Below are 21,740 nucleotides of genomic sequence, written 5' to 3'. Positions count from 1 at the left end.
GCGTCAGGCCTTCTGCAAGGCCTGATTCAGCGCCGCCTCCAGGCGGCTCTTGTAGCGCAGGTAATGCACACTCTGCATATGCCCTTCGCCGAGTACCGCCGACAGGTCGAGGTCGGTGATGTAGCAGGGGTAGCGCGCGCCATCGCGGCGTTGCGCGAGGATGTGCTGGGCCACGGCGGCGAACAGGTCGCCGGCGTACTCCAGTTCGGAAAACTCGCGGTGGTTGCAGTACAGGGTGACGTGCGAGCGCTTGTGCCCGGGTGTGCCGGCGGGTCGCCGCTGGCCGAGATCAAGGCGCTCGCCGGGGGCCATGCGATGGCCATCCGCCGGCTCGACGATGGCCTGCACGTCATAGAACGGATGGCTGATCGGTGACAGCGGTGGTGGCCGCCGTTCCAGGCGCTGGGCGCGCAGCGGCGCATCCGGCAGCACCTGGTAATACAGCACGTCCAGCGGCTGGTGCGCTGGCAGGTTATCCAGCGGTAGCAGGGCGTTACGCCGGTACAGCACCGATTGCAGAAAGCGTTGCAGCGGGGTCAGCAGGCTCTGTTCGTCACGATAGGGCATCTGCTGACGCCACAGTGCATTGTGCTCATCTAGTACGCTCAGCTCGGCCAGAGCGCTGGCCTCGTTTAGCCGGTAGAACACCTGAATGCACTGCGGCCGGCCGAGTGGCAGGATCAGCGCCAGGTCTTCACCTTCCAGGGCGCTGCGATCCAGATGCAGCTCACTGTAGCCGGGCAGCTCCTCGCCCAGGTGATCAATCAGTGTGGGCAGGTCTTTCAGGCTGGTATGGCTGACATCGCCGGGTTTCAGCTCGAGCAGGTGATAGTGCTGCTTGATCTGCAGCAGGTAGCGGTTGGCCTGTTCGCTGCTGAAACTGCCGAGGGTTTCGCGGAACAGTTCTTCGACCCGTTCGGCAATCGCCGTGGCCCGGTTGCGGCAGAAACAACGCACCCGCAGGTTGGGTTTGCGACCCGTGGCCGGCAGGGCGTTGAGGAAGTCGCGCAGGCAGTCGAGCAGTGCATGTGGGCCGTCATAGCGGGTCACCAGCAGTTCGTTCCAGCTGTTCAGGGTGACCTGGTCGATGGTCAGAATCAGGTTCTCACGCACCCCGGAATAGCCGAGCGCATCGGTGCGCTCGGTGGTCATGTGCATGTTCATCTGGCTGAACTGTTTGAGCGGGTCGACGCCGACGTTGACCAGCAGCAACACCTCGCTGGGCACGCTGGCGCTGAGCAGTGCGGCTTCATCAACTGCGGGCAAGGGCAGCGGCACCACCTGTTGCAGGCTGCTGAGCAGGTTGGACAGCTCGAATTCGCTGAGGTCGCTGCTGCCTGGGTGCAGCGACAGCCGCGTGCTGTTGTCGATCACGCCATTGCGCTGGCACCAGGCGAGCAGTTCGACCAGTTCGCGCGAGCGTTTGAGCGGCGAAAAGTCTTCCAAATCCTGGGCGCTGACACTGCCGTTATAAAGCGCCCAGAGGTTTTCATTGGGCTCATCCGGGTTGGGGCTCTGGGCCAGGGTCAGGGTGTCTTCGGCCAGATCCGGGGCGATGCCCGGGTTGATGAATTCGATCTTGCCGGCCTTGCGTTCGAAGGCGGCATACAAGCGGCGGCCGAGAATGCCCAGGTCACGGCTGTTGAGCGAGCTGCCGGCGTGTTCGCTGCGGGCGAACTCGGAGAGAAAGCGATAGCTGTAGGTCAGTTCATTGACCAGCATGCGCCGCTCGGCGCTGACCTGGCGCACTTTCCACTGGCTGCGGCTGTCGAGCATCGCCAGTTGGCGGCTGTCCCAGTTCCAGTCGTGGGTCAGACGCTCGAGCAGCAGGCGCTGCCAGCTCTTGCGGTTGTTGCGCGGTGGGCGGCTGAGCTTCTTGTCGACCTTGAGGTACAGGCAACGGCGGATCAGCTCCAGGCGCTCAGACTCGCCACGGGCCTTGAGGTATTCCTCCAGACGCCGGTAAACCACGATATAGGGGTCGAGCTCATCGACATCCAGGCGGTTGGCGAACACCGCCTGTTTGAAGCGCAGCGACAGGCATTCGACCTTGGGGTGTTCGCTGGCGTACACCTCGGTGAGCAGCAGCTTGAGCACCGACTTGTAGGGTGACTCGATGCCCTTGAACAGTTGCCACATGCCGGCGCCGATAAATTCCTCCGGCGGAATGCGCGCCAGGTGGCCGAGGTCGAGCACGTCTTCTGCGCGGATAAAGCGCTTGGCCAGCAGGGTGCTGGTGTAGTGCTGATAGCGCGATTCTTCATACACCGGCACCAGCCACCACAGCGGCGTGCGTCCGCCGAGCCAGATGGCGGTGCGGTAGAACTCATCGAGCAGCAGGTAGTGCTGGGTGGTGCCGCAGTCATCGGAAGTCAGTTGTGCTTCGCGCTCACCCTGGGTGAAGCGCAGCGGGTCGATCAGAAAGAAATGCGCTTCCGCCCCCAGGGTGGCCGCCCAGCTTTCCAGCAGCGCGCATTTCTTGTTCAGCTCATGCAATTGCTGCGGGCTCAGGTCGCTGGCGTGGCAGACCCATAGGTCCATGTCGCTCTGTTCGGCCTGGGCCACGGTGCCCAGGCTGCCCATCAGAAACAGGCCGTGGATCGGCAGTGCCTGTTTGCCGCGATACGGTTTGTAGGCGAACGAGCGGGTCAGGCGCTGCACTTCGGCAAGCAGCTCATCATCCGGCTCGAAGCCGCTGAGGCCGGCCGGGGTCAGCCCGGAGACATAGCCCGGCAGCAGCGGGTGATTGACATGGAACAGCAGTGGTAACAGCTTGAGCACCAGCTGCTGGCGTGTTGACAGCGCCTGCATGGCACGTTGCAGACGGCTCTGATTGAGTTTGAGGAAGCGCGCGCGCAGCTGGGTCAGTACCTTGCGATCGATACCGTCTTCAATGTCCGGGCGAATTTCCTGAGTGCGCGTCATGCTCATGCTCGCTGGGGAGGTGAGGCAAGCCTACCAGTTGCCCCGGTTCTTGGAACCTGTTGATCAGTGCGCGCAGCCCCTTGGATACATGCCAGGGCCGGTAGCATTCAGGTGGGCGTCATGAGCATGGCGCGGGGTTGAATGCTGCCGCCAGGGCTCTGTGGCTATGGAAAACGGCGGGGCAGCAGGGCGGACAGTTCTGTGCGGTATCTGCTGCTGTATCGCCCGGCATGGGCCTGGCTGAAGGGCAGGGTTTAAGTCAGCAAAGCGCTCTTGGGCGCGAGGATGGTCAACAGGCCTTGGGCGTGTTCGGCGGCATCAATCCCCAGGCTGGTCAGGTAACCACCGTCGGACTGACTGATCAGGCCTTTCTCATGCAGCCGGGTAATTGCCCCCTGAGCCTTGAATGAGGCGTTGTTGTGCACCTTGAGCCCTTCCTGGTGGTTGCTCAGGTTGTACAGGGCGAGGATTTCCAGTTCGTCGATCAGGTCGGAAGTAAAGGCTTTCATAGTGACTCCGTCTTGTTGTTATGGCCTATTCAGCAGTGTAGTGGTGTGTGCCGCCGCTTGCCGAGCCGGTAGCTGCCAGCGCTGGATAATTTTCTGATAGGTGCCGTCGCTTCTGATCTGCCGCATGCCCTGATCGAAGCGCTGTAGCAGTGCCGTAGCCTGCGGATGATGGCGCGAGAACGTCAGGTACAGCTGCGGCTGGTGCACGGTGGCCAGAGCGACGAATTGCTCGGCCAATTCCGGGTTCTGTTCGATCAATGCTTGGGTGGTGCCGCGAAAGGCCACCACATAATCGACGCGGTCGCGCTGCAGCATAAGAAAACCATTGAGATCGCGCCGCACCGGCACGCGCAGGATGTCCTGGCGGTTGTCGAAGGGTTCACCGTAGGTGTAGCCGATGGTCACCGCCACGCGCTTGCCGGCCAGGGCATTGAGGTCTGTCAGGGGTGCTGCGCCGTTACGGGCCCAGAGCAGGATGTCGTCGCTGAACAGCATTTCCTCGGGCAGCAGAAATTGTTCTTCGATGCGTGAGTCGGGGGTGGTGTTGAAACAGGCCGCCAGCGCGCCGGAGCGGGCCAGCTCCATGCAGCGTGAATAGGGGTAGGCGGCGAGTTCGATCGAGGTTTCGCTGCTGGCGAAGGCCGCACGGACGATATCTGCCGACATGCCCACGATCTGTTCATCACGCCAGGCGGTGTAGGGGTACCAGTCATCCTCGGCGCCGATGCGCGGGGTGTCAGCACGCACCAACCCGGCGCCAGCCAGAGCGCAGAGCAGGGTGAACAGAAGGCCGACTGGCTCGAACGAAAGCGTCATCGGTGCTGCGCCTTGTGGGTCAGATTGTCAGACAGTAGCAATCTGCTTGCCAGGATGAACAGTGCCCTGGGTCAAGTACGGCTCAGTTTTCTTCCGGCAGCTCCGGCAGGGCGCGCAGGCCTTGTTCGTAGCGGGCCAGGTCAAAGGGGCGGTCATCGCGCAGCATGGCGTCGATTTCATCCGCCAGCACCAGGGCCATCAGCTCAATGATCTCCTCGCGCTCGTAACCGACCAGCGTCAGCTTGTTCAGCACTGCCTGGACAAAGGCGGGTTCGCCGGCTTCCAGCTGGTTTTCGATGGCCTGGGTCAGGGTGTCCTGGGCGAAATCTTCGTCGTCTTGCTCGCTCATATGTTTCTCCAAAAGGGCTAGCCCTGAGCAAAGTCCAGCAGGGCCTGGCCGGTCAGACGGTAGGTCGTCCATTCGTCTTTCGGCTTGGCACCGAAGGCTTCATAGAATTCGATGGCAGGCGTGTTCCAGTCCAGCACAGCCCACTCGAAGCGGCCACAGCCCTTGGCCACGGCCAGTTGCGCCAGGTGACGCAGCAGGGCTTTGCCCGCGCCGACGCCGCGTGTTTCCGGGCTGATATAGAGGTCTTCCAGGTACAGCCCGTGTTTGCCCAGCCAGGTCGAGTAATTGAAGAAGTACACGGCGTAGCCAATCGGCTGGCCGTCATACTCGCAGATCAGCGCTTGGGCACTGCTGTCAGGCCCGAACAGGCTCGCTTCGATCCCGGCGGCGTCGGTTTTCACCTCATGCTCGGCTTTCTCGTAGATCGCCAGATCGGTGATAAAACGCAGGATCAGAGCGGCGTCTGCGGCGGTGGCAGGGCGGATATGAAGAAGCATAAGACAGAACTCCTAACGGGCCGGGAGCGTGCTCAGAAAGTGTTCGACGGCCTGGCGTGAGTCCAGCCGTATATAGCGCCGAGATTCAGGTGTCTCGCGCATTTCGTCGCCATAGCGTTGTCGGTAGACCGCGTGGCGTTGCCAGGACCAGACCAGAATGGATTTTTCCGGGGTGAGCTTGAACAAGTTGCCCCAGCGCTCGCGATTACCGTTCCACAGCTCTTCGTTGTTGATTAGGCGACGCAGTGTGCGCCAGATTACCTGACGCATGACAACGGCCTTGGGCAGGTCCAGCCAGATCACCATATCCGAGCGCTCCAGCACGTGCGGGCGCACGGCCGAATAGCTGCCTTCCACGACCCAGTCGTCACCTTGCAGTGCTGTGCTGACGGCCTGCTTGAACTGTTCAGTCGGCAGTGGTTGCCAGTTGGGCTGGTGATACAGCGCGTCCAGTTCAACATGGCGATAGCTCAGTTGCCGTGCCAAACGTCGCGCCAGGGTGGTCTTGCCCGAGCCGGAGCAGCCGACCACCGAAATTCGCCGTCCTGGCGAATGGGTTGGCATATCAGCGAGCGGCGAGCAGTTCGCGGCCACGCACCACCGCAGCGCGCACCTGGTTCGGTGCGGTGCCGCCGATATGGTCACGGGCATTCACCGAGCCTTCCAGGGTCAGCACGGCGAACACGTCCTGTTCGATCTGGTCGCTGAACTGGCGGAGCTCGTCCAGGCTCATTTCGGCCAAATCCTTGCCGGACTCGACGCCGTACTTCACCGCATGACCGACGATCTCGTGGCAGTCGCGGAATGGCAGGCCCTTGCGTACCAGGTAGTCGGCGAGATCCGTGGCGGTGGAGAAACCGCGCAGCGCCGCCTCACGCATGATCGCGTGCTTGGGCTTGATCGCCGGGATCATGTCGGCAAAGGCGCGCAGCGAGTCGCGCAGGGTGTCGGCGGCGTCGAACAGCGGCTCTTTGTCTTCCTGGTTGTCCTTGTTGTAGGCCAGTGGCTGGCCTTTCATCAGGGTCAGCAGGCCCATCAGCGCGCCGAATACACGGCCGGTTTTGCCGCGTACCAGCTCCGGTACGTCGGGGTTTTTCTTCTGCGGCATGATCGAGCTGCCGGTGCAGAAACGGTCGGGTAGATCTATAAACTGGAACTGCGCTGAAGTCCACAGCACCAACTCTTCGGAAAAGCGCGACAGGTGCATCATCGCCAGGGAGGCGGCGGCGCAGAATTCGATGGCGAAGTCGCGATCGGACACACCATCCAGTGAATTGCCGCCAACGGCGTCGAAACCCAGTAATTGTGCGGTGATCTCGCGCTGGATCGGGTAGGTGGTGCCGGCCAGCGCCGCGCTGCCGAGTGGCATGCGGTTGGTGCGCTTGCGGCAATCGACCAGGCGCTCATAGTCGCGCGAGAGCATTTCGAACCAGGCCAAAAGATGATGCCCGAAGGTCACCGGCTGCGCGGTTTGCAGGTGGGTAAAGCCGGGCATGATGGTTTCCGCTTCACGCTCGGCCTGCTCCAGCAGACCTTGCTGCAGGCGGGTGATCTCGGCCAGGATCAGGTCGATCTCGTCGCGCAGCCACAGGCGGATATCGGTGGCCACCTGATCGTTACGCGAGCGGCCGGTGTGCAGCTTCTTGCCGGTGACGCCGATGCGGTCGGTCAGGCGCGCTTCGATGTTCATGTGCACGTCTTCCAGGTCGACGCGCCAGTCGAACTGGCCGGCTTCGATCTCGCCCTGAATCTGCGTCAGGCCGGCGATGATGCTGTCGCGCTCGGTGTTAGTCAGCACGCCAACCTTGGCCAGCATGCTGGCGTGGGCGATGGAACCCATGATGTCGTGGCGATACAGGCGCTTGTCGAATTCGACGGAGGCGGTAAAGCGGGCAACAAAGTCATCGACGGGTTCGCTGAAGCGGCCGCCCCAGGATTGGTTGGTTTTTTCAGTGCTCATGGGCTTCGCTCGGCTGGTGCGCTAAAACGGGCTGGCCGCACTGGGGCGGCCGGCAAGACGGAAAAGTGCGCCGATAATAACAGGCTGACAGGCAAATTCGCCGCGTCGGTTTGTCGGTGGCGCCAGCTAGGCTGCAGGACGGCAATGTTGTGCCGTTCACAGTTTTGTCGCGGTGGGCGCATTTCGGTGCTTTATTTTGCCCGGTCGCAGCTGTCTATCTTGCTGCTGACGCGGCTCACGCGGAAACTGCGGTGATGAAAATAAAAAGCCTGTTATCAGAAAAACAACCACCACTGGTCGATGACTTTTTCGTGCCCGAGCTTTGTCAGCCAGAAGCCCTGCTGAGCATGGTGCTGCTGGCCGAGTTGCTGGTGCTGGTGCTGGTGTTGTCCGAGCCGATGCTGCCGGGTTTTGACTGGGTGCGCCTGGCGCTGACTTCGCTGTTCGTGCAATGGATCGTACTGCTCTCGGCCGCGGTGCTGTGCCGCCTGCGCCCGCTGATGGCACGCATGCCGGCGGCCACGGCCGGCACCTTGTGCTGCGCTATTGTGGTCACCCTCAGCCTGCTGTGCACCGCCGTGGCGGATTACTACGAGCTGGGCGGGCCGTTACCACGGGCTGGCGAAGTCAATCTGTACCTGCGCCATGCCTTGATCAGCCTGATCATGTCGGCGTTGCTGCTGCGTTATTTCTACCTGCAGAGTCAGTGGCGCAAACAGGAGCAGGCCGAATTGCGTGCCCGTCTCGAGTCATTGCAGGCGCGTATCCGCCCGCACTTTCTGTTCAACAGCTTGAACAGCATCGCCAGCCTGGTGGTGGTCGACCCGTACAAGGCCGAGCAGGCGGTGCTGGATTTGTCCGACCTGTTCCGCGCCAGCCTGGCCAAGCCCGGCAATCTGGTGCCCTGGCGCGAGGAGCTGGAGCTGGCGCAACGATATTTATCGATTGAGCGCTATCGGCTCGGCGAGCGTCTACAGTTGCAGTGGGAGATTGTCGATGTGCCGGACGATCTGCCGATTCCACAACTGACGCTGCAACCCTTACTGGAAAACGCCCTGATCTACGGCATTGCGCCACGCATCGAGGGCGGCCTGGTGCGGGTCGAGGCGAGTTATCACGAGGGGGTATTCCAGCTGTGCGTGAGCAACCCATACGAACAACTAGGCGAGGAGCCGCCGTCGCGCGGCACGCATCAAGCGCTGAGCAATATCGACGCGCGGCTGGTGGCACTTTTCGGGCCGCGGGCCAGTCTCAGCGTAGAGCGCCGTGACGGACGCCACTTCACTTGTCTACGCTATCCTTGTGCGAGACCCAAGCAGGAAGCCCGTGCATTATGAATGTCCTGATTGTCGATGATGAACCCCTGGCCCGTGAGCGCCTGAGCCGTATGGTGGGCGATCTTGATGGCTATCGCGTGCTTGAACCCGCAGCCAGCAACGGCGAGGAGGCCCTGAGCCTGATCGACAGCTTGAAGCCAGACGTGGTGCTGCTGGATATCCGCATGCCGGGCCTCGATGGCCTGCAAGTAGCCGCCAAGCTGTGTGAGCGTGAAGCGCCTCCGGCGGTGATCTTCTGTACTGCGCATGACGAATTTGCCCTGGAAGCCTTCCAGGTCAGCGCCGTGGGCTATCTGGTCAAACCGGTGCGGGCGGAAAGCCTCAGCGAAGCGCTAAAAAAGGCCGAGCGGCCCAATCGTGTGCAACTGGCGGCGTTGACTCGCCCGGCGGCAGACAGTGGCGGTGGCCCGCGTAGCCATATCAGTGCACGCACCCGCAAAGGCATCGAGCTGATTCCGCTGGATCAGGTGATCTACTTTATTGCCGACCACAAATACGTGACCTTGCGCCATGCCGGCGGCGAAGTGCTGCTGGATGAGCCGTTGAAAGCCTTGGAAGACGAGTTTGGTGATCGCTTTGTGCGCATTCACCGCAATGCACTGGTCGCTCGCGAGCGTATCGAACGCCTGCAACGTACGCCGCTCGGGCATTTTCAGCTGTTTCTCAAGGGCATGAACGAGGAAGCGCTGATTGTCAGCCGCCGGCATGTGGCTGGGGTGCGTAAGCTGATGCACAACCTCTAGCGTTCTGACTGGATCTGCTGCGCGTCGGCGATCCTGCGTTGGAAACAGGCTCGGAATGCTCATTTACAACAGTAAACTCCGCTTCCTCGCCTGTTTCCGCCTTGTCTCACTCTAGCTCGCAAGATCCGATACTGGTTGCTAAGGAGCTTTAGCAGCTAGGGTTGCAGGCCTGATCCGGGCCAGCCTGTTATTATCCCCGGCAGTTCGTTTTCTGGAATTGCCCATGTCTCGCGAAATCCGCATTGCCACCCGTAAAAGTGCCCTGGCCCTGTGGCAGGCCGAACACGTCAAAGCCCGTCTGGAACAGGCGCACCCTGGCCTCAAGGTCAGCCTGGTGCCGATGGTCAGTCGTGGCGACAAGCTACTGGACGCACCGCTGGCGAAGATTGGCGGCAAGGGCCTGTTCGTCAAGGAGCTGGAAACTGCGCTGCTGGAGAATCAGGCCGACATCGCCGTGCATTCGATGAAGGATGTACCGATGGACTTCCCCGAAGGCCTGGGCCTGTACTGCATCTGCGAGCGCGAAGACCCGCGCGATGCTTTCGTTTCCAACACCTACACCAGCCTCGACGCGTTGCCGGCTGGCAGTGTGGTCGGCACCTCCAGCCTGCGCCGTCAGGCCCAGCTGCTGGCGCGCCGCCCGGATCTGAAAATCCAGTTCCTGCGTGGCAACGTCAATACTCGTTTGGCCAAGCTGGATGCCGGCGAGTACGACGCCATCATCCTCGCCGCTGCCGGGCTGATTCGTTTGGGCTTTGCAGAGCGTATTCGTTCTTCGATCAGTGCTGAAGACAGCCTGCCGGCCGGTGGTCAGGGCGCGGTGGGTATCGAATGCCGCACGGCTGACAGTGAAATTCACGCCCTGCTGGCGCCGCTGCACCACCGCGATACTGCGCTGCGGGTGACCGCCGAGCGTGCGCTGAACAAACACCTGAACGGCGGCTGCCAGGTGCCGATCGCCTGTTATGCAGTGCTGGAAGGCGAACAACTTTGGCTGCGCGGCCTGGTTGGTCAACCCGACGGTTCGCAATTGCTGCGTGCCGAACAGCGTGCGCCCGTGGCGGCTGCCGAGCAGCTGGGCGTACAGGTCGCCGAAGCGCTGCTGGCGCAAGGTGCGGCGGCCATTCTACAAGCGGTCTATGGCGAGGCTGCTGGCGAGTGAATGGTTGGCGGCTGCTGCTGACCCGTCCGGCTGAAGAGTCGAGCGCGTTGGCAGCCACCCTGGCCCAGCAGGGCATCTTCAGCAGTAGCCTGCCGCTGTTGGCCATTGAGGCGTTGCCCGAGACAGCCGAACAACGCAGTACGCTGGCTCGCTTGCCGCAGTACAGCGCAGTGATCGTGGTCAGCAAGCCGGCAGCGCGTTTGGCGCTGGCTCGCCTGAACGCTGCGCAGATCGCCATACCCGAGACACAGCCCTGGTTCAGCGTCGGTGCCGCCACGGCGCAGGTTCTGCTTGAGTGGCACCCGTGCGTGCATTACCCCGAGCTGGGCGATGACAGTGAAGCCCTGTTGGCTCTGCCACAGTTTCAGCGGGCACTGGCCGTTGAGATGCCGCGGGTGTTGATCCTGCGCGGCGAGGGTGGCCGAGAGTTACTGGCCGAGCGCTTGCGCGGCCAAGGCGTGCAGGTGGACTATCTGCCACTGTATCGCCGGGTGCTGCCGGATTACCCGCCGGCTAGCCTGATTGAGCGGGTTCGGGCTGAACGCCTGAACGCCCTGGTGGTCAGCAGTGGGCAGGGCTTTGTACATCTGCACGAGCTGGCTGCTGACGACTGGCCCGAATTGGCCCGGCTACCCTTGTTTGTACCCAGCCCGCGTGTTGCCGAGATGGCCCGTGCGGCGGGTGCCCACTCTGTTGTGGATTGTCGCGGTGCGAGTGCCGCGGCGTTGCTGGCAGCGTTGCAGGCGCAACCTGTCGCCGATCTCTGACGCGAAGGATGGATACGTGAGCGAAGCAACTACTCCGAAAGACCAAGACCCACAAGAGCACGAGCAGACGCTGAAGCAAAGCGCGGCAGAGCTGCCGAGCACGCCGCCACCTGCGCCGGGCAAGCCGGCTGGGCGCGGCAACGGTCTGGCGTTGTTGGCCTTGCTGGTGGCCGCCGCAGGCGCTGGGGCAGGTGGTTGGGGCCTGTGGCAGTTACAGGCGCTGGAGGCCCGTGAGCAACAGCAGCAGAGCCAGCAGCAAAGCCAGTTGCAGAGTGCTCGCAGCGAGGCGCAGGGCCTGGCGCAAACGGCTGAGACGCTGCAGCAGCGCCTTGAGCAACTGCCGAGTGTCGAGGAGCTGGAAAGTCGGCGTCGGCTGCTGACCCAGCTGCAGGGCGATCAGCAAGTGCTCAATCAGCGCCTGGAAACCGTGCTCGGTGCCAGTCGTCAGGATTGGCGCCTGGCTGAAGCTGAGCATCTGCTGCGCCTGGCCAGCTTGCGCCTGTCCGCGTTGCAGGACATCAACAGCGCCACTGCGCTGGTGCAGGCCGCTGATGAAATCCTCCATGAGCAGGATGATCCCGCTGCATTTGCCGCCCGTGAGCAACTGGCCAAGAGCCTGGAAGCATTGCGTTCGACCCTCAACCCTGATCGTACCGGGCTGTTCCTGCAACTCGGTGCCTTGCGCGAGCAGGTGGCCCAACTCAATGCCCTGGCACCGAGCTTCAGCGGCGAGGGTGGCGTACTCAGCGAGCTGGCCGATGCTGGGGTGGTCGAGCAGCAGTGGTGGCAGCGGGGTCTGCAGACCTTGTCGGAGTACTTCCGTATCGACTTCAACGCCGACCGCAATATCCGTCCCTTGTTAACGGGGCAGAGTCTGACTCAGGTACGCCTGGCCCTCAGTCTGGCGTTGGAGCAGGCGCAGTGGGGTGCCTTGCACGGCCAGGTGGCGGTGTACCAGCAGGCCCTGCAGCAGGCCCGCGAAGTGCTGGATGCGCAATTTGATGTCGACAACCCCAATAGCCGCGCTTTGCGCGCGCGGATTGACGAGCTGGCGCAACAACCGATTGCCGTGACGCCACCGGATCTGAGCCCGGCGTTAAATGCCGTACAGGCCTACCTGCAAGCCAAGCAGGCCGCGCGTTTGCAGCAGAGTGGCGAAGCGCCACCTGCGGCAGCGGCCAATGATGATGTCGAGGCGCAATTGCAGGAGGCCCTGCAATGAAGCGCCTGTACTGGTTGCTGCTGATCCTGGCGCTGGTTGCCGGCGTCGCCAGCCTGATGCTGTTCGGCCTGCCTCTTCCCGAGCACAAGGGTTATGTGCTGATTGCCTTCGAGGGCTTCCGTTATGAGTCCAGCCTGTGGGCGTTTGTCGCGCTGGTTCTGGTGCTCTGGTTGCTGGTGTATCTGCTGCGCTGGAGCCTGAGAGCCTTGGTAACGTCAGGCAGCTTGCTCAACCCCTGGTCACGCCTGCACAGCCGCAGGCGCGTGCGTCTGGCCTCGGAGCAGGGCTTTCTCGACCTGGCAGAGGGGCGTTGGGCACGTGCGCTGCGTCATCTGAAACAGGCCGCCAGCAGCTCACCGCAGCCACTCAGCTACTACCTGGGTGCGGCACGGGCAGCCAACCAGCTAGGGCATTACGAGGACAGTGACGGGCTGCTCGAACAGGCCCTCAATCGTCAACCGCAGGCAGAACTGGCGATTGCTCTGCAGCACGCCGAATTGCAACTGGCGCGCGGGCAGGCCGAGGCCGCGCTGGATACCCTGCAGGCCATGCGTGCACGGCACCCTCATCATCATCTGGTGCTGCGTCAGTTGCAGCAACTCTACCTGCAGTCGGGCGATTGGTCAGCGCTGCTCGGCCTGCTGCCGGAACTGCGCAAGGAAAAGGCCCTGGGCAATGCCGAATTGAGCGAGCTGGAGCGCCAGGCTTGGCGCGGCCGCTTGCTCCAGGCAGGGCATGCGGCCGGGGATTCGCAGGCAGCTCTGACGGCACTGCAGCAGGTCTGGCAGGCCATGTCGGCGGCTCAGCATCAGCAGCCGGAATTGCTGGCGGTGTATGCCGAGCAATTGCGTCAGCTGGGGGCCGAAGGCGAAGCGGAAGAACTGCTGCGCCAGTACCTCAAGCAGCACTACGATGTTGCGCTGGTGCGCCTGTACGGCTTGTTGCACGGGCGTGACCTGAATAAGCAACTGCAAACGGCTGAGGGCTGGTTGAAGCAGCATCCACAGGATGCCGGGTTGCTGCTGACACTGGGCCGCCTGTGCCTGCACAGCCAGCTATGGGGCAAGGCCAGGGATTACCTGGAAAGCAGCCTGACCTTCCAGCGTCACCCGGAAACCTGCAGCGAGTTGGCTCGGCTGCTGGCGCAGCTGGGCGAGCTAGAGCGCAGCAACAGCCTGTATCAGGAGGGGCTGCGTCTGCTGGATGCGCGCCTGTGTCCGGTGGCCCTGCCGGCGGTAAATGCAGTCAACCGATGAGGCGTCTATGCGAAGGCTGTTGCTGTTGTGTCTGCTGAGTGTGCTGGCGGGGTGTGCCGGCCCGCAGGTGAGTGATTACGCCCGTGAGCAGCCGGCCCTTGAGCTGAGTGACTACTTCAATGGCGAGCTTGAGGCCTGGGGTATGTTCCAGAACCGCTCCGGGGAGGTGGTCAAGCGCTTCCATGTGGCCATGACGGGCACCTGGGACGGTGATGTGGGCGTGCTCGATGAGCGCTTCACCTACAGCGACGGCAGCACCGAGCGGCGTGTCTGGACATTGCGCAAGCAGGCCGACGGCAGCTGGCGTGGCACCGCAGATGATGTGGTTGGCGAGGCGATCGGCCAGGTGGCCGGCAATGCCCTGAATTGGCGTTACCAGCTGCGGCTGAAGGTCGATGAGTCGACCTATGTGGTTGATTTTGATGACTGGATGTTCTTGATGGACGGCCAGGTCATGCTCAACCGGGCGCGCATGTCCAAGTGGGGTATCGATCTTGGCCAGGTGACCCTGAGTTTTTACAAGCCCGCTGCGGCAGGCAAGGCGGACTGATCACCAGTTAAACGCTTGTATGAAATTTTCTCCCGGGCCGCCTTGAAGGCTACAGCCCGCGGGAATAATCTGGCTCGCGAGTACCGCCGGAAAGTTGCCGTTTCACGGTTGTCTTCCCAGACCTTGCTGCGACTGACAAAAAAATGTCTCCGGCAGGCGAACAACACTAATAGCAATAGGGAAGTAGAGGTCATCATGCTCGAGAGTTGTCAGAACGCCCAAGAACGCTGGGGTGGGGTTCACCTGCTGATTGACCGCTGGCTGCAAGAGCGCAAGGAGTTGGTGCAGGCCTACGCCGCGATCAATGGCCCGGCGCAGGCGCCGAGTGCCAACGCCGAAGCCCTGCAACACTTCTGCGAAATTCTCGTCGACTATGTGTCCGCCGGGCACTTCGAGGTCTATGAGCAGCTGACCAGCGAAGCCAAGGCGTTTGGTGACCAGCGTGGCCTGGAACTGGCCAAGCAGATCTACCCGCGCATCGAGGTGATCACCGAGGTGGCGCTGGCGTTCAATGACCGTTGCGACAACGGCGACTGCCACGACTCCGTGTCTCTGCTCGATGAACTGAAACGCCTGGGCCAGTTGCTGCACGAGCGTTTCGAGCTGGAGGACTGCCTGATCGAAGTCCTGCACAACGCCCATCAGGAGCAGGCTGCCCCCGCCCTCTGATGTGCTGACTGATTACTCCTTGGTGTCGAGCAGTTCCAGCTCGAACACCAGGGGTGAGTAAGGCGGAATCAGATCCCCTGCACCTTCCTCGCCATAGGCCTGGGCTGACGGAATCACCAGACGCCATTGCGCCCCTACCGGCATGTCCTGCACGGCACTGCGCCAACCGGCAATCACGCTGTCGAGACGAAACCACTGCGCGGTCTGGCTTTCATCAAACTGGCTGCCATCAGCCAGGTAACCGATATAGCGCACCTGAATGCGGTCTTTCGGGCCAGGTTTGCGGCCACTACCCGCGCGCAGTTCCTGGACCAGCACACCATTCTTCAACACGCGAATACCAGCCTTGGCTTTCTCGCCAGCGAGAAAGCGTTTTTCCGCTGCTTTGGCTTTTTCGATGCGTTCCGGTGCGGCAGCCAGGTGCGCTTCATGTTCGGCCAGCAGGCTTTCGATACGTTTTTCATCCAATGCCAGGGGCTCGTTACGGTAGGCCTGACGCAGCCCATCGAGCAGTGCCTGCAATTGCAGATCAGGCACCTCGTCGCGCAGCCGCTCACCCAGTTTTACACCCAGGCTGTAGGCCAGGTCGTGCGAGTGGTCATCGGCCTGAGCCAATGGGGCAAGCAGGCAGATTAGAAGCAGGGTCAAACGGGGCATGGGTGTTCTCCGGCCGAAGGTGGCCCGATTATGCCAGCCAAGTGCTCAAGCTCAAGGCTTGAGGTGGCAAGGCGAGCAAAAGGAGGTCTAGTATGAGCGCCAACTTCATCCGCCAGGAGGCGTGTCATGTCGGCTACAAAGAATGCAAAGAAGAAGTCAGTGAGTACACCGCTGCACCTGTTGCAGCAACTTTCCAGCAGCCTGCTTGAGCACCTGGAGGACGCCTGCACGCGCGCTCTGGTCGATGCCGAACAACTGCTCGCCAAGCTGGAGAAGCAGCGCGGCAAAGCTCAGGAAAAACTGCACAAGGCACGCAGCAAGATGCAGGACGCGGCCGTCGCCGGCAAGGCCAAGGCGCAGGCCAAAGCCAAGGACGCCGTGGCTGAGCTGGAGCAACTGCTCGACACCCTGAAGGATCGGCAGAGCGAGACCCGCAGCTATATCGCCGGGCTCAAACGCGATGCACAAGAGAGCCTGAAACTGGCCCAGGGCGTGGGCAAGGTCAAGGAAGCTGTTAGTAAGGCCCTGGACAGCCGTGCGGCCAAGGCAACCCAGGTCAAGCCGGTCAGCAAACCTGCTGCAGCCAAGGCTCCGGCCAAACCCGCTGCCCGCAAGCCAGCCCCCAAAGCTGCCGCCAAAAGCCCTGCGCCAGCTGCCAAGGCTCCTGCCAAGGCTCCAGCCAAGCCGGCAGCGAAGAAACCCGCAGCAGCCAGCAGCAAACCTGTTGCCAGCAAACCGGCTGCTCAGCCAGCGGCCAAGGCCGTAAGCAAGCCCGTGGCGAAAAAGGCTCCAGCAGCCAAACCGGCCAGCAAGCCGGTAGCTAAGCCTGCGGCCAAACCTGTTGCGAAGCCTGCAGCGAAGCCAGCAGCGAAAAAACCAGCAGCCAAGCCCGCCGCCAAACCGGCAGCAGCCAAACCTGCTGTGGCCAAGCCAGCAGTAGTTGAGGCTGTTGCTGCGCCGGCTGCCAGCACCCCAGCCAGCGCCGTTTAAGCGCTGAGTTGTGCCGCCGCGATGCGCAGCCTGTGCAGTGCATCACGGTCGGCCCGTTCGGGAGCCAGACTTTCCAGCCAGCTCAGTGAGGTGTTCGTTTCTGCGAGCGACCAGTGCTGACTGCACGCCGCCAGGCGTTCGAGTTGTTCGCGTTCTGCCGTCAGCTCCAGCTGTTTAACCTGTTCGCGTAACTGCGCTAGGGCGTTATCGCTTTGTGCGGCTTCGCGCCAGTTTTGTCGCAGTTGGCGCAATGGCACCACCACCTGTTGCTGCCAGGGTTGTGCCAGATTGCGCAGCGCCTCGGCGCGCTCGCGGCTACAGCCGATTTGCCGGCTTTCCAGCCAGGCCGCACAAAGCAGCAGGCAAACGTCGGCCCCCAGCGCCTGTACATGCAGGCAGCAGGCTTCGACGCCGGGTTGTTGGTACAGGGCTTGGGCAAACCGCCACAGGTCAGTAGGCATGGTGCTTTCCGGGCTTATCAAAAAGGACTCTGGTAGACTCCGCCGCCATTATGATCCGACTCCAAAACCTGACTTTACAGCGTGGCCCTCAGCGTCTGCTAGAAGACGCCGAGATGACCCTGCACCCCGGCCACAAAGCCGGTCTGATCGGCGCCAATGGCGCTGGCAAATCCAGCCTGTTTGCCCTGTTGCGTGGCGAGCTGAGTGCCGACGCGGGCGACTGCCTGATCCCTGGCGATTGGCGCGTTGCGCACATGCGCCAGGAGATCGAGGCGGTCGAGCGTCAGGCGGTCGATTATGTGCTCGATGGCGACGTGCGTCTGCGCCGCGTGCAGGCCGAATTGGCCGTAGCCGAAGCCGCGCATGACGGTGCTGCCGTGGCCCGTCTGCACACCGAGCTGGATACCCTCGATGGCTACTCGGCTGATGCGCGCGCGCGCAAGCTGCTTGCCGGCCTGGGCTTTGACAGCGCACAGATGGACCGCCGCGTTGGCGATTTCTCCGGTGGCTGGCGCATGCGCCTGAACCTGGCCCAGGCGCTGATGTGCCCGTCCGACCTGCTGTTGCTCGATGAACCGACCAACCACCTCGATCTGGACGCCATTCTCTGGTTGGAAAGCTGGCTGAAAGGTTACCCCGGTACGTTGTTGCTGATCTCTCATGACCGCGACTTCCTGGATGCCGTAGTGGACCACGTTGCCCACCTCGATCAGCAGAAACTGACCCTCTATCGCGGCGGCTATTCGGCCTTCGAGCGCACCCGTGCCGAGCGTCTGGCGCAGCAGCAGCAGGCGTACGAGAAGCAGCAGGCGCAGCGCGCGCACATGGAAAAATACATCGCCCGCTTCAAGGCCCAGGCCACCAAGGCACGCCAGGCGCAGAGCCGGATCAAGGCCCTGGAACGCATGGAGGAGCTGTCGGCGGCGCATGTCGATTCGCCCTTCGACTTCAGCTTCCGCGAGGCCGACAAGATCTCCAGCCCGCTGCTCAGTCTGAGCGAAGGCCGCCTGGGTTACGGCGACAAGGTGGTGCTGGAGAAGGTCAAACTGAGCCTCGCCCCCGGCGCGCGTCTGGGCCTGCTCGGGCCGAACGGCGCAGGCAAATCGACGCTGATCAAGAACTTGTCGAACGAGCTGCAACCCATCAGCGGTCATCTGCAACGTGGCGAGAATCTGGTGGTCGGCTACTTTGCCCAGCATCAGCTCGATGCCCTGGATGACCACGCCAGCCCGCTGCTGCACTTCCAGCGTCTAGCACCCACGGAGCGCGAGCAGACCCTGCGCGACTTCCTCGGCGGTTTTGACTTCCGTGGCCCGCGTTGCGATGAGCCGGTGCAGAACTTCTCTGGTGGCGAGAAAGCCCGTCTGGCCCTGGCGCTGATCGCCTGGGGCAAGCCCAATCTGCTGCTGCTCGATGAGCCGACTAACCACCTTGATCTGGAAATGCGCCTGGCCCTGACCATGGCCCTGCAGGAGTTTTCCGGTGCGGTGGTGGTGGTGTCTCACGATCGTCACCTGCTCAAGAGCACCACCGACGAATTCCTTCTGGTCGCCGATGGCCAGGTGCAGCCGTTCGACGGTGACCTGGAAGATTACGCCCGCTGGTTGGTGGATTACCGCGCGCGGCAGGCGCCGGCCAGCAGCAGCGAGAGCAACCCAGACAAAACCGACAAGCGCGTGCAGCGCCAGGCGGCTGCGGCCCTGCGTCAGCAACTGGCCCCGCACAAGCGTGAAGCCGAGAAGCTGGAGAAGGAGCTGGGCCAGGTTCAGGACAAGATCGCTGCTGTCGAAGCCCGTTTGGCTGAGAGTGATATCTACGATGCCGTGCGCAAGGATGCACTGCGCGATGCCCTGGCCGAGCAGGCCAAACTGAAAGGGCGCGAAGCCGATTTGGAAGAGCGCTGGTTGCTGGCACTGGAAACTCTGGAGGCTCTGCAGGCTGAACTGGAGGCTGCCAGTTGAACATCACCCTGCCGACCCTCGAATGGCTGATGACCTGGAAGGAGCCGCTGCTGCGCACCGGCCAGGTGATCCTGATTCTGCTGCTGGCCTGGCTGCTGCAGCGCATCCTCACGCGTGGCATTACCCGTCTGGGCAATCGTTATCCGCAGTTGCCGGCTGAGCTGTTGATGCCGCTGCGGGGGCTGCTGCGCTGGCTGGTACTGGGCAGTGCCTTCATGCTGGTGCTGGAGCGCCTGGGCGTATCCGCGCAGGTGCTGTGGGGCGCGCTGACTGGCTTTGTAGCCGTGGCAGCGATTGCCTTCTTCGCCATCTGGAGCGTGTTGTCGAACATGTTCTGCGCGCTGCTGATCTTCGCCATGGGCCCGTTTCGTATCGGCGACTGCGTCGAAGTGCTGGAAAGCGCCGACAAGCCGGGGGTGCGTGGCCGTGTAGTAGCGATCAACCTGTTCTACACCACCCTGGAAGATCTCAGTGGTGATGCGCCCGGTGCCTGGGTGCAGATTCCCAATAGCCTGTTTTTTCAAAAAGCCGTGCGCCGCTGGCGCAATGGCGAACTCCCTACACCGCGTAATAAAGAGGTTTAAGCATTTATGGAATGGCTGGCCAGCCCGGAACTCTGGGTCGCGTTTCTTACCCTGACCGCCCTGGAAATTGTCCTCGGCATCGACAACATCATCTTTATCTCGATCCTGGTCAGCCGCCTGCCCAAGCATCAGCAACCGAAAGCGCGCTTCTTCGGCCTGGCTCTGGCCATGGGCACGCGGATTCTGCTGCTGCTGTCGATCAGCTGGGTGATGCGCCTGACGGCCGACCTGTTCCATGTGTTCGAGCAAGGCGTTTCCGGACGTGACCTGATCCTGTTCTTCGGTGGGCTGTTCCTGTTGTGGAAGAGCACCGCTGAGATCTTCCACAGCCTGGAAGGTGAAGAAGAAACCCAAGCCGTCGGCGGCAAGACCTATGGCTTTATGGGCATCATCGTGCAGATCGCGATCATCGACATCGTGTTCTCCCTGGATTCGGTGATTACCGCTGTCGGTCTGGTCGACAACGTGCCGGTGATGGTCGCGGCCATCGTTATCTCGGTATTTGTGATGATGCTGTCGGCTGGCACCATCAGCGCGTTTATCGACAAGCACCCGAGCCTGAAAATCCTCGCGCTGTCGTTCCTCATCGTGGTGGGTACTGTGCTGATCGCCGAGGCCTTCGAGGTGCATGTGCCGAAGGGTTATGTGTACTTCGCCATGGCCTTCTCACTGGCGGTGGAAGCCGTCAATATCCGCATGCGCACGGCCCGTGCGCGCAAGGAAGAAGAATTGGACCCCGTGCAACTGCGCAAGGGTTCGCCGGACTGATAAGCCGGCTGGGCGAGTAACCCAACAAGGGGTAGGCTAGCGGCCTACCCCTTTTTTATTCCGCTGTTTGTAATGGAGAAGTGCCATGGCACTGGAAACCTGGCTTGCATTCTTTGTGGCCTGTTGGGTCATCAGCCTGTCGCCGGGTGCCGGGGCGATTGCCTCGATGTCGGCCGGGCTGCAATACGGCTTCCTGCGTGGTTACTGGAATGCCCTGGGCCTGCAACTGGGTCTGGCCTTGCAGATCGCCATCGTGGCGGCGGGTGTCGGGGCGATTCTGGCGGCTTCGGAATTGGCCTTCAGCCTGATCAAGTGGTTTGGCGTGGTCTATCTGGTGTACCTCGGCTATCGCCAGTGGCAGGCGTTGCCCAGCGAGATGAGCGCGCAGACCGAGCGGCCCATCGGTCGCCCGCTGACTCTGGTGCTGCGCGGTTTTCTGGTCAACTTCAGCAACCCCAAGGCGATTGTGTTCATGCTCGCGGTGCTGCCGCAGTTCATCAATCCACAGGCGCCACTGCTGATGCAGTACCTGGTGATGGGCGTGACCATGATCTGCGTCGACCTGATCGTCATGGCCGGTTACACCGGTTTGGCTGCTCGGGTGCTGGGCGCGCTGCGTTCGCCGCGTCAGCAGAAGCTGATGAACCGCACCTTTGGTGCACTGTTTATCGGCGCGGCGGCGTTGCTGGCCAGCGTGCGCCGCGCGCCGGTCTGATCTTGGCCGGTATCGCTACCAGGGAATCGGCTGGCCATCCCAGCCCCAGAAGGTGCCGGTCTGTGCCGGGCCGTGCTGCTCAATCTGCGCCAGCAGGCATTCCGCTGAATAGTGAGGAGTAAACAGCTTGTCGGCGGGCACATTGGCCTGAAAGGGTTTCGACAGGGCAGTGTCGGTGGTGCCAGGGTGCAGGCTGAGCACGCAGCTGTTGGGGTTGAGTCGGCTCAGCTCGATGCTCGCCGTGTGCAATAACTGGTTCAACGCCGCCTTGCTGGCGCGGTAGCTGTACCAGCCGCCGAGGCGGTTGTCGCCAATCGAACCGACCCGCGCCGACAGCGCCGCCACCGTGCAGGGGTGCCGGCCACGCAGCAGCGGCAGCAGGTGCTTGAGCAGCAGGATCGGCGCAAAGCTGTTGCGCTGAAAGGTCGCCAACAACCCCTCAAGGCTGATCTGGTTCAGGCCTTTCTCGGCTTTCGCGTCACCATCTTGCAGCACGCCCACCGTACACAGCAGCAGATGCAGGTGTGGAATGCTCGCGCGCAGTTGAGTGGCCAACGTTGCCAGTGCCTGTTCATCGCACACATCCACATCCAGACAGCGCACGCGTTGTCCGTAGTGTGCTTGCAACTCCAGCAGGCCTTGCGCTTTGCTGGCCTGGCGGGCGATGGCCCACACCTCAGTCACCTGTGCGCGCGCCAGCAACTGCGTTGTCAGGGCCAGGCCGATCCCGCGGCTTGCACCGCAGACCACTGCATGGGCCGGTTCTTCCAGGCGTTGCCAGAAACTCATCGGGTCACTCCTGCTGGCTTGCGACAATCCGTCGCGGGCCATGGTCGATCAGT

22 protein-coding genes and 1 pseudogene are annotated in these 21,740 nt (G+C 62.3%); 13 read left to right on the top strand and 10 right to left on the bottom strand.

All coding sequences use genetic code 11. The features are described 5' to 3' along the window. Positions 1-3: 3 nt before the first annotated feature. The 7 genes from IOD17_RS13285 to argH form a co-directional block, all read right to left on the bottom strand. Complete coding sequence (locus tag IOD17_RS13285) at positions 4-2,925, bottom strand: class I adenylate cyclase (protein ID WP_233685542.1); 2,922 nt, start codon at positions 2,923-2,925, stop codon at positions 4-6. A gap of 254 nt (positions 2,926-3,179) precedes the next feature. Beyond that, positions 3,180-3,434 carry a TIGR02647 family protein gene (locus IOD17_RS13280; protein ID WP_233685541.1) on the bottom strand — a complete coding sequence of 85 codons (255 nt, stop codon included), beginning with the start codon at positions 3,432-3,434 and terminating at the stop codon, positions 3,180-3,182. 18 nt (positions 3,435-3,452) lie between these two features. Continuing rightward, a complete protein-coding gene (locus tag IOD17_RS13275) occupies positions 3,453-4,250 on the bottom strand; it encodes a substrate-binding periplasmic protein (RefSeq protein WP_233685540.1) in 798 nt (265 codons plus the stop codon). An 82-nt stretch (positions 4,251-4,332) separates the two neighbouring features. Continuing rightward, complete coding sequence (locus IOD17_RS13270) at positions 4,333-4,599, bottom strand: hypothetical protein (RefSeq protein WP_233685539.1); 267 nt, start codon at positions 4,597-4,599, stop codon at positions 4,333-4,335. Between the two features lie 17 nt (positions 4,600-4,616). Beyond that, positions 4,617-5,096 (bottom strand): GNAT family N-acetyltransferase, encoded by a 480-nt coding sequence (locus tag IOD17_RS13265; protein ID WP_233685538.1) that lies wholly within the window; start codon positions 5,094-5,096, stop codon positions 4,617-4,619. Between the two features lie 12 nt (positions 5,097-5,108). Beyond that, a complete protein-coding gene (locus IOD17_RS13260) occupies positions 5,109-5,660 on the bottom strand; it encodes an AAA family ATPase (RefSeq protein WP_233685537.1) in 552 nt (183 codons plus the stop codon). Position 5,661: 1 nt separating this feature from the next. Further along, a complete protein-coding gene (gene argH / locus IOD17_RS13255) occupies positions 5,662-7,056 on the bottom strand; it encodes an argininosuccinate lyase (protein ID WP_233685536.1) in 1,395 nt (464 codons plus the stop codon). A 254-nt stretch (positions 7,057-7,310) separates the two neighbouring features. Here argH and IOD17_RS13250 point away from each other — a divergent pair, with 254 nt between their 5' ends. From IOD17_RS13250 to rsd, 8 genes are all read left to right on the top strand, one after another. Then, positions 7,311-8,393, top strand: coding sequence for a sensor histidine kinase (locus IOD17_RS13250; protein ID WP_233685535.1), 1,083 nt, complete (start codon positions 7,311-7,313; stop codon positions 8,391-8,393). Further along, on the top strand, positions 8,390-9,136 hold the full coding sequence (locus tag IOD17_RS13245) for a LytR/AlgR family response regulator transcription factor (RefSeq protein ID WP_233685534.1): 747 nt from the start codon (positions 8,390-8,392) through the stop codon (positions 9,134-9,136). The genes IOD17_RS13250 and IOD17_RS13245 overlap by 4 nt, the downstream gene beginning before the upstream one ends. A 223-nt stretch (positions 9,137-9,359) precedes the next feature. Next, positions 9,360-10,298, top strand: coding sequence for a hydroxymethylbilane synthase (gene hemC / locus IOD17_RS13240; RefSeq protein ID WP_233685533.1), 939 nt, complete (start codon positions 9,360-9,362; stop codon positions 10,296-10,298). After that, a complete protein-coding gene (locus tag IOD17_RS13235) occupies positions 10,295-11,065 on the top strand; it encodes a uroporphyrinogen-III synthase (RefSeq protein ID WP_233685532.1) in 771 nt (256 codons plus the stop codon). Before hemC ends, IOD17_RS13235 begins: the two co-directional genes overlap by 4 nt. A gap of 16 nt (positions 11,066-11,081) precedes the next feature. Continuing rightward, a complete protein-coding gene (locus IOD17_RS13230; protein WP_233685531.1) occupies positions 11,082-12,287 on the top strand; it encodes a uroporphyrinogen-III C-methyltransferase in 1,206 nt (401 codons plus the stop codon). Further along, on the top strand, positions 12,284-13,543 hold the full coding sequence (locus IOD17_RS13225; protein WP_233685530.1) for a heme biosynthesis HemY N-terminal domain-containing protein: 1,260 nt from the start codon (positions 12,284-12,286) through the stop codon (positions 13,541-13,543). The genes IOD17_RS13230 and IOD17_RS13225 overlap by 4 nt, the downstream gene beginning before the upstream one ends. 7 nt (positions 13,544-13,550) lie before the next feature. Then, entirely contained in the window at positions 13,551-14,093 is a 543-nt protein-coding gene (locus IOD17_RS13220) for a DUF3833 domain-containing protein (protein ID WP_233685529.1), read from the top strand. Positions 14,094-14,288: 195 nt separating this feature from the next. Further along, complete coding sequence (gene rsd / locus IOD17_RS13215) at positions 14,289-14,762, top strand: sigma D regulator (RefSeq protein ID WP_233685528.1); 474 nt, start codon at positions 14,289-14,291, stop codon at positions 14,760-14,762. 12 nt (positions 14,763-14,774) lie between these two features. Here the strand turns inward: rsd and IOD17_RS13210 are convergent, their stop codons facing one another. Then, positions 14,775-15,419, bottom strand: a complete 645-nt coding sequence (locus IOD17_RS13210; protein ID WP_233685527.1) for an FKBP-type peptidyl-prolyl cis-trans isomerase — start codon at positions 15,417-15,419, stop codon at positions 14,775-14,777. Between the two features lie 126 nt (positions 15,420-15,545). On the opposite strand from IOD17_RS13210, the pseudogene IOD17_RS13205 reads away from it, so the two are divergent. Next, a pseudogene (locus tag IOD17_RS13205) lies at positions 15,546-16,400 on the top strand (AlgP family protein); the annotation flags it as partial. Between the two features lie 5 nt (positions 16,401-16,405). Here IOD17_RS13205 and IOD17_RS13200 read toward each other — a convergent pair. Next, positions 16,406-16,870 (bottom strand): TIGR02444 family protein, encoded by a 465-nt coding sequence (locus IOD17_RS13200; protein WP_233685526.1) that lies wholly within the window; start codon positions 16,868-16,870, stop codon positions 16,406-16,408. Positions 16,871-16,920: 50 nt separating this feature from the next. Here IOD17_RS13200 and abc-f point away from each other — a divergent pair, with 50 nt between their 5' ends. The 4 genes from abc-f to rhtB all read left to right on the top strand — a co-directional run bounded on the left by abc-f (position 16,921) and on the right by rhtB (position 20,898). Continuing rightward, a complete protein-coding gene (gene abc-f / locus IOD17_RS13195) occupies positions 16,921-18,831 on the top strand; it encodes a ribosomal protection-like ABC-F family protein (protein ID WP_233685525.1) in 1,911 nt (636 codons plus the stop codon). A 29-nt stretch (positions 18,832-18,860) separates the two neighbouring features. Next, positions 18,861-19,415, top strand: coding sequence for a mechanosensitive ion channel domain-containing protein (locus tag IOD17_RS13190; RefSeq protein ID WP_374529486.1), 555 nt, complete (start codon positions 18,861-18,863; stop codon positions 19,413-19,415). Between the two features lie 6 nt (positions 19,416-19,421). Beyond that, on the top strand, positions 19,422-20,183 hold the full coding sequence (locus tag IOD17_RS13185; RefSeq protein ID WP_233685524.1) for a TerC family protein: 762 nt from the start codon (positions 19,422-19,424) through the stop codon (positions 20,181-20,183). Between the two features lie 85 nt (positions 20,184-20,268). After that, positions 20,269-20,898: a homoserine/homoserine lactone efflux protein gene (gene rhtB, locus IOD17_RS13180; RefSeq protein WP_233685523.1), complete on the top strand. Its 630-nt coding sequence runs from the start codon at positions 20,269-20,271 to the stop codon at positions 20,896-20,898. Positions 20,899-20,913: 15 nt separating this feature from the next. On the opposite strand, the gene IOD17_RS13175 is transcribed toward rhtB, so the two are convergent. Next, entirely contained in the window at positions 20,914-21,687 is a 774-nt protein-coding gene (locus tag IOD17_RS13175) for an SDR family NAD(P)-dependent oxidoreductase (RefSeq protein ID WP_233685522.1), read from the bottom strand. Positions 21,688-21,740 lie beyond the last annotated feature (53 nt).

Source organism: Pseudomonas anguilliseptica, from assembly GCF_021375795.1.
Classification (GTDB): Bacteria; Pseudomonadota; Gammaproteobacteria; order Pseudomonadales; family Pseudomonadaceae; genus Aquipseudomonas; species Aquipseudomonas anguilliseptica_A.
This window is presented reverse-complemented; position numbering and strand designations above follow the sequence as displayed.

Coding starts and splice junctions, on each gene's coding strand:
- IOD17_RS13285 (WP_233685542.1), bottom strand. CDS start 2,925: ATGACGCGCACTCAGGAAATTCGCCCGGACATTGAAGACGGTATCGAT.
- IOD17_RS13280 (WP_233685541.1), bottom strand. CDS start 3,434: ATGAAAGCCTTTACTTCCGACCTGATCGACGAACTGGAAATCCTCGCC.
- IOD17_RS13275 (WP_233685540.1), bottom strand. CDS start 4,250: ATGACGCTTTCGTTCGAGCCAGTCGGCCTTCTGTTCACCCTGCTCTGC.
- IOD17_RS13270 (WP_233685539.1), bottom strand. CDS start 4,599: ATGAGCGAGCAAGACGACGAAGATTTCGCCCAGGACACCCTGACCCAG.
- IOD17_RS13265 (WP_233685538.1), bottom strand. CDS start 5,096: ATGCTTCTTCATATCCGCCCTGCCACCGCCGCAGACGCCGCTCTGATC.
- IOD17_RS13260 (WP_233685537.1), bottom strand. CDS start 5,660: ATGCCAACCCATTCGCCAGGACGGCGAATTTCGGTGGTCGGCTGCTCC.
- argH (WP_233685536.1), bottom strand. CDS start 7,056: ATGAGCACTGAAAAAACCAACCAATCCTGGGGCGGCCGCTTCAGCGAA.
- IOD17_RS13250 (WP_233685535.1), top strand. CDS start 7,311: ATGAAAATAAAAAGCCTGTTATCAGAAAAACAACCACCACTGGTCGAT.
- IOD17_RS13245 (WP_233685534.1), top strand. CDS start 8,390: ATGAATGTCCTGATTGTCGATGATGAACCCCTGGCCCGTGAGCGCCTG.
- hemC (WP_233685533.1), top strand. CDS start 9,360: ATGTCTCGCGAAATCCGCATTGCCACCCGTAAAAGTGCCCTGGCCCTG.
- IOD17_RS13225 (WP_233685530.1), top strand. CDS start 12,284: ATGAAGCGCCTGTACTGGTTGCTGCTGATCCTGGCGCTGGTTGCCGGC.
- IOD17_RS13220 (WP_233685529.1), top strand. CDS start 13,551: ATGCGAAGGCTGTTGCTGTTGTGTCTGCTGAGTGTGCTGGCGGGGTGT.
- rsd (WP_233685528.1), top strand. CDS start 14,289: ATGCTCGAGAGTTGTCAGAACGCCCAAGAACGCTGGGGTGGGGTTCAC.
- IOD17_RS13210 (WP_233685527.1), bottom strand. CDS start 15,419: ATGCCCCGTTTGACCCTGCTTCTAATCTGCCTGCTTGCCCCATTGGCT.
- IOD17_RS13200 (WP_233685526.1), bottom strand. CDS start 16,870: ATGCCTACTGACCTGTGGCGGTTTGCCCAAGCCCTGTACCAACAACCC.
- abc-f (WP_233685525.1), top strand. CDS start 16,921: ATGATCCGACTCCAAAACCTGACTTTACAGCGTGGCCCTCAGCGTCTG.
- IOD17_RS13190 (WP_374529486.1), top strand. CDS start 18,861: ATGACCTGGAAGGAGCCGCTGCTGCGCACCGGCCAGGTGATCCTGATT.
- IOD17_RS13185 (WP_233685524.1), top strand. CDS start 19,422: ATGGAATGGCTGGCCAGCCCGGAACTCTGGGTCGCGTTTCTTACCCTG.
- rhtB (WP_233685523.1), top strand. CDS start 20,269: ATGGCACTGGAAACCTGGCTTGCATTCTTTGTGGCCTGTTGGGTCATC.
- IOD17_RS13175 (WP_233685522.1), bottom strand. CDS start 21,687: ATGAGTTTCTGGCAACGCCTGGAAGAACCGGCCCATGCAGTGGTCTGC.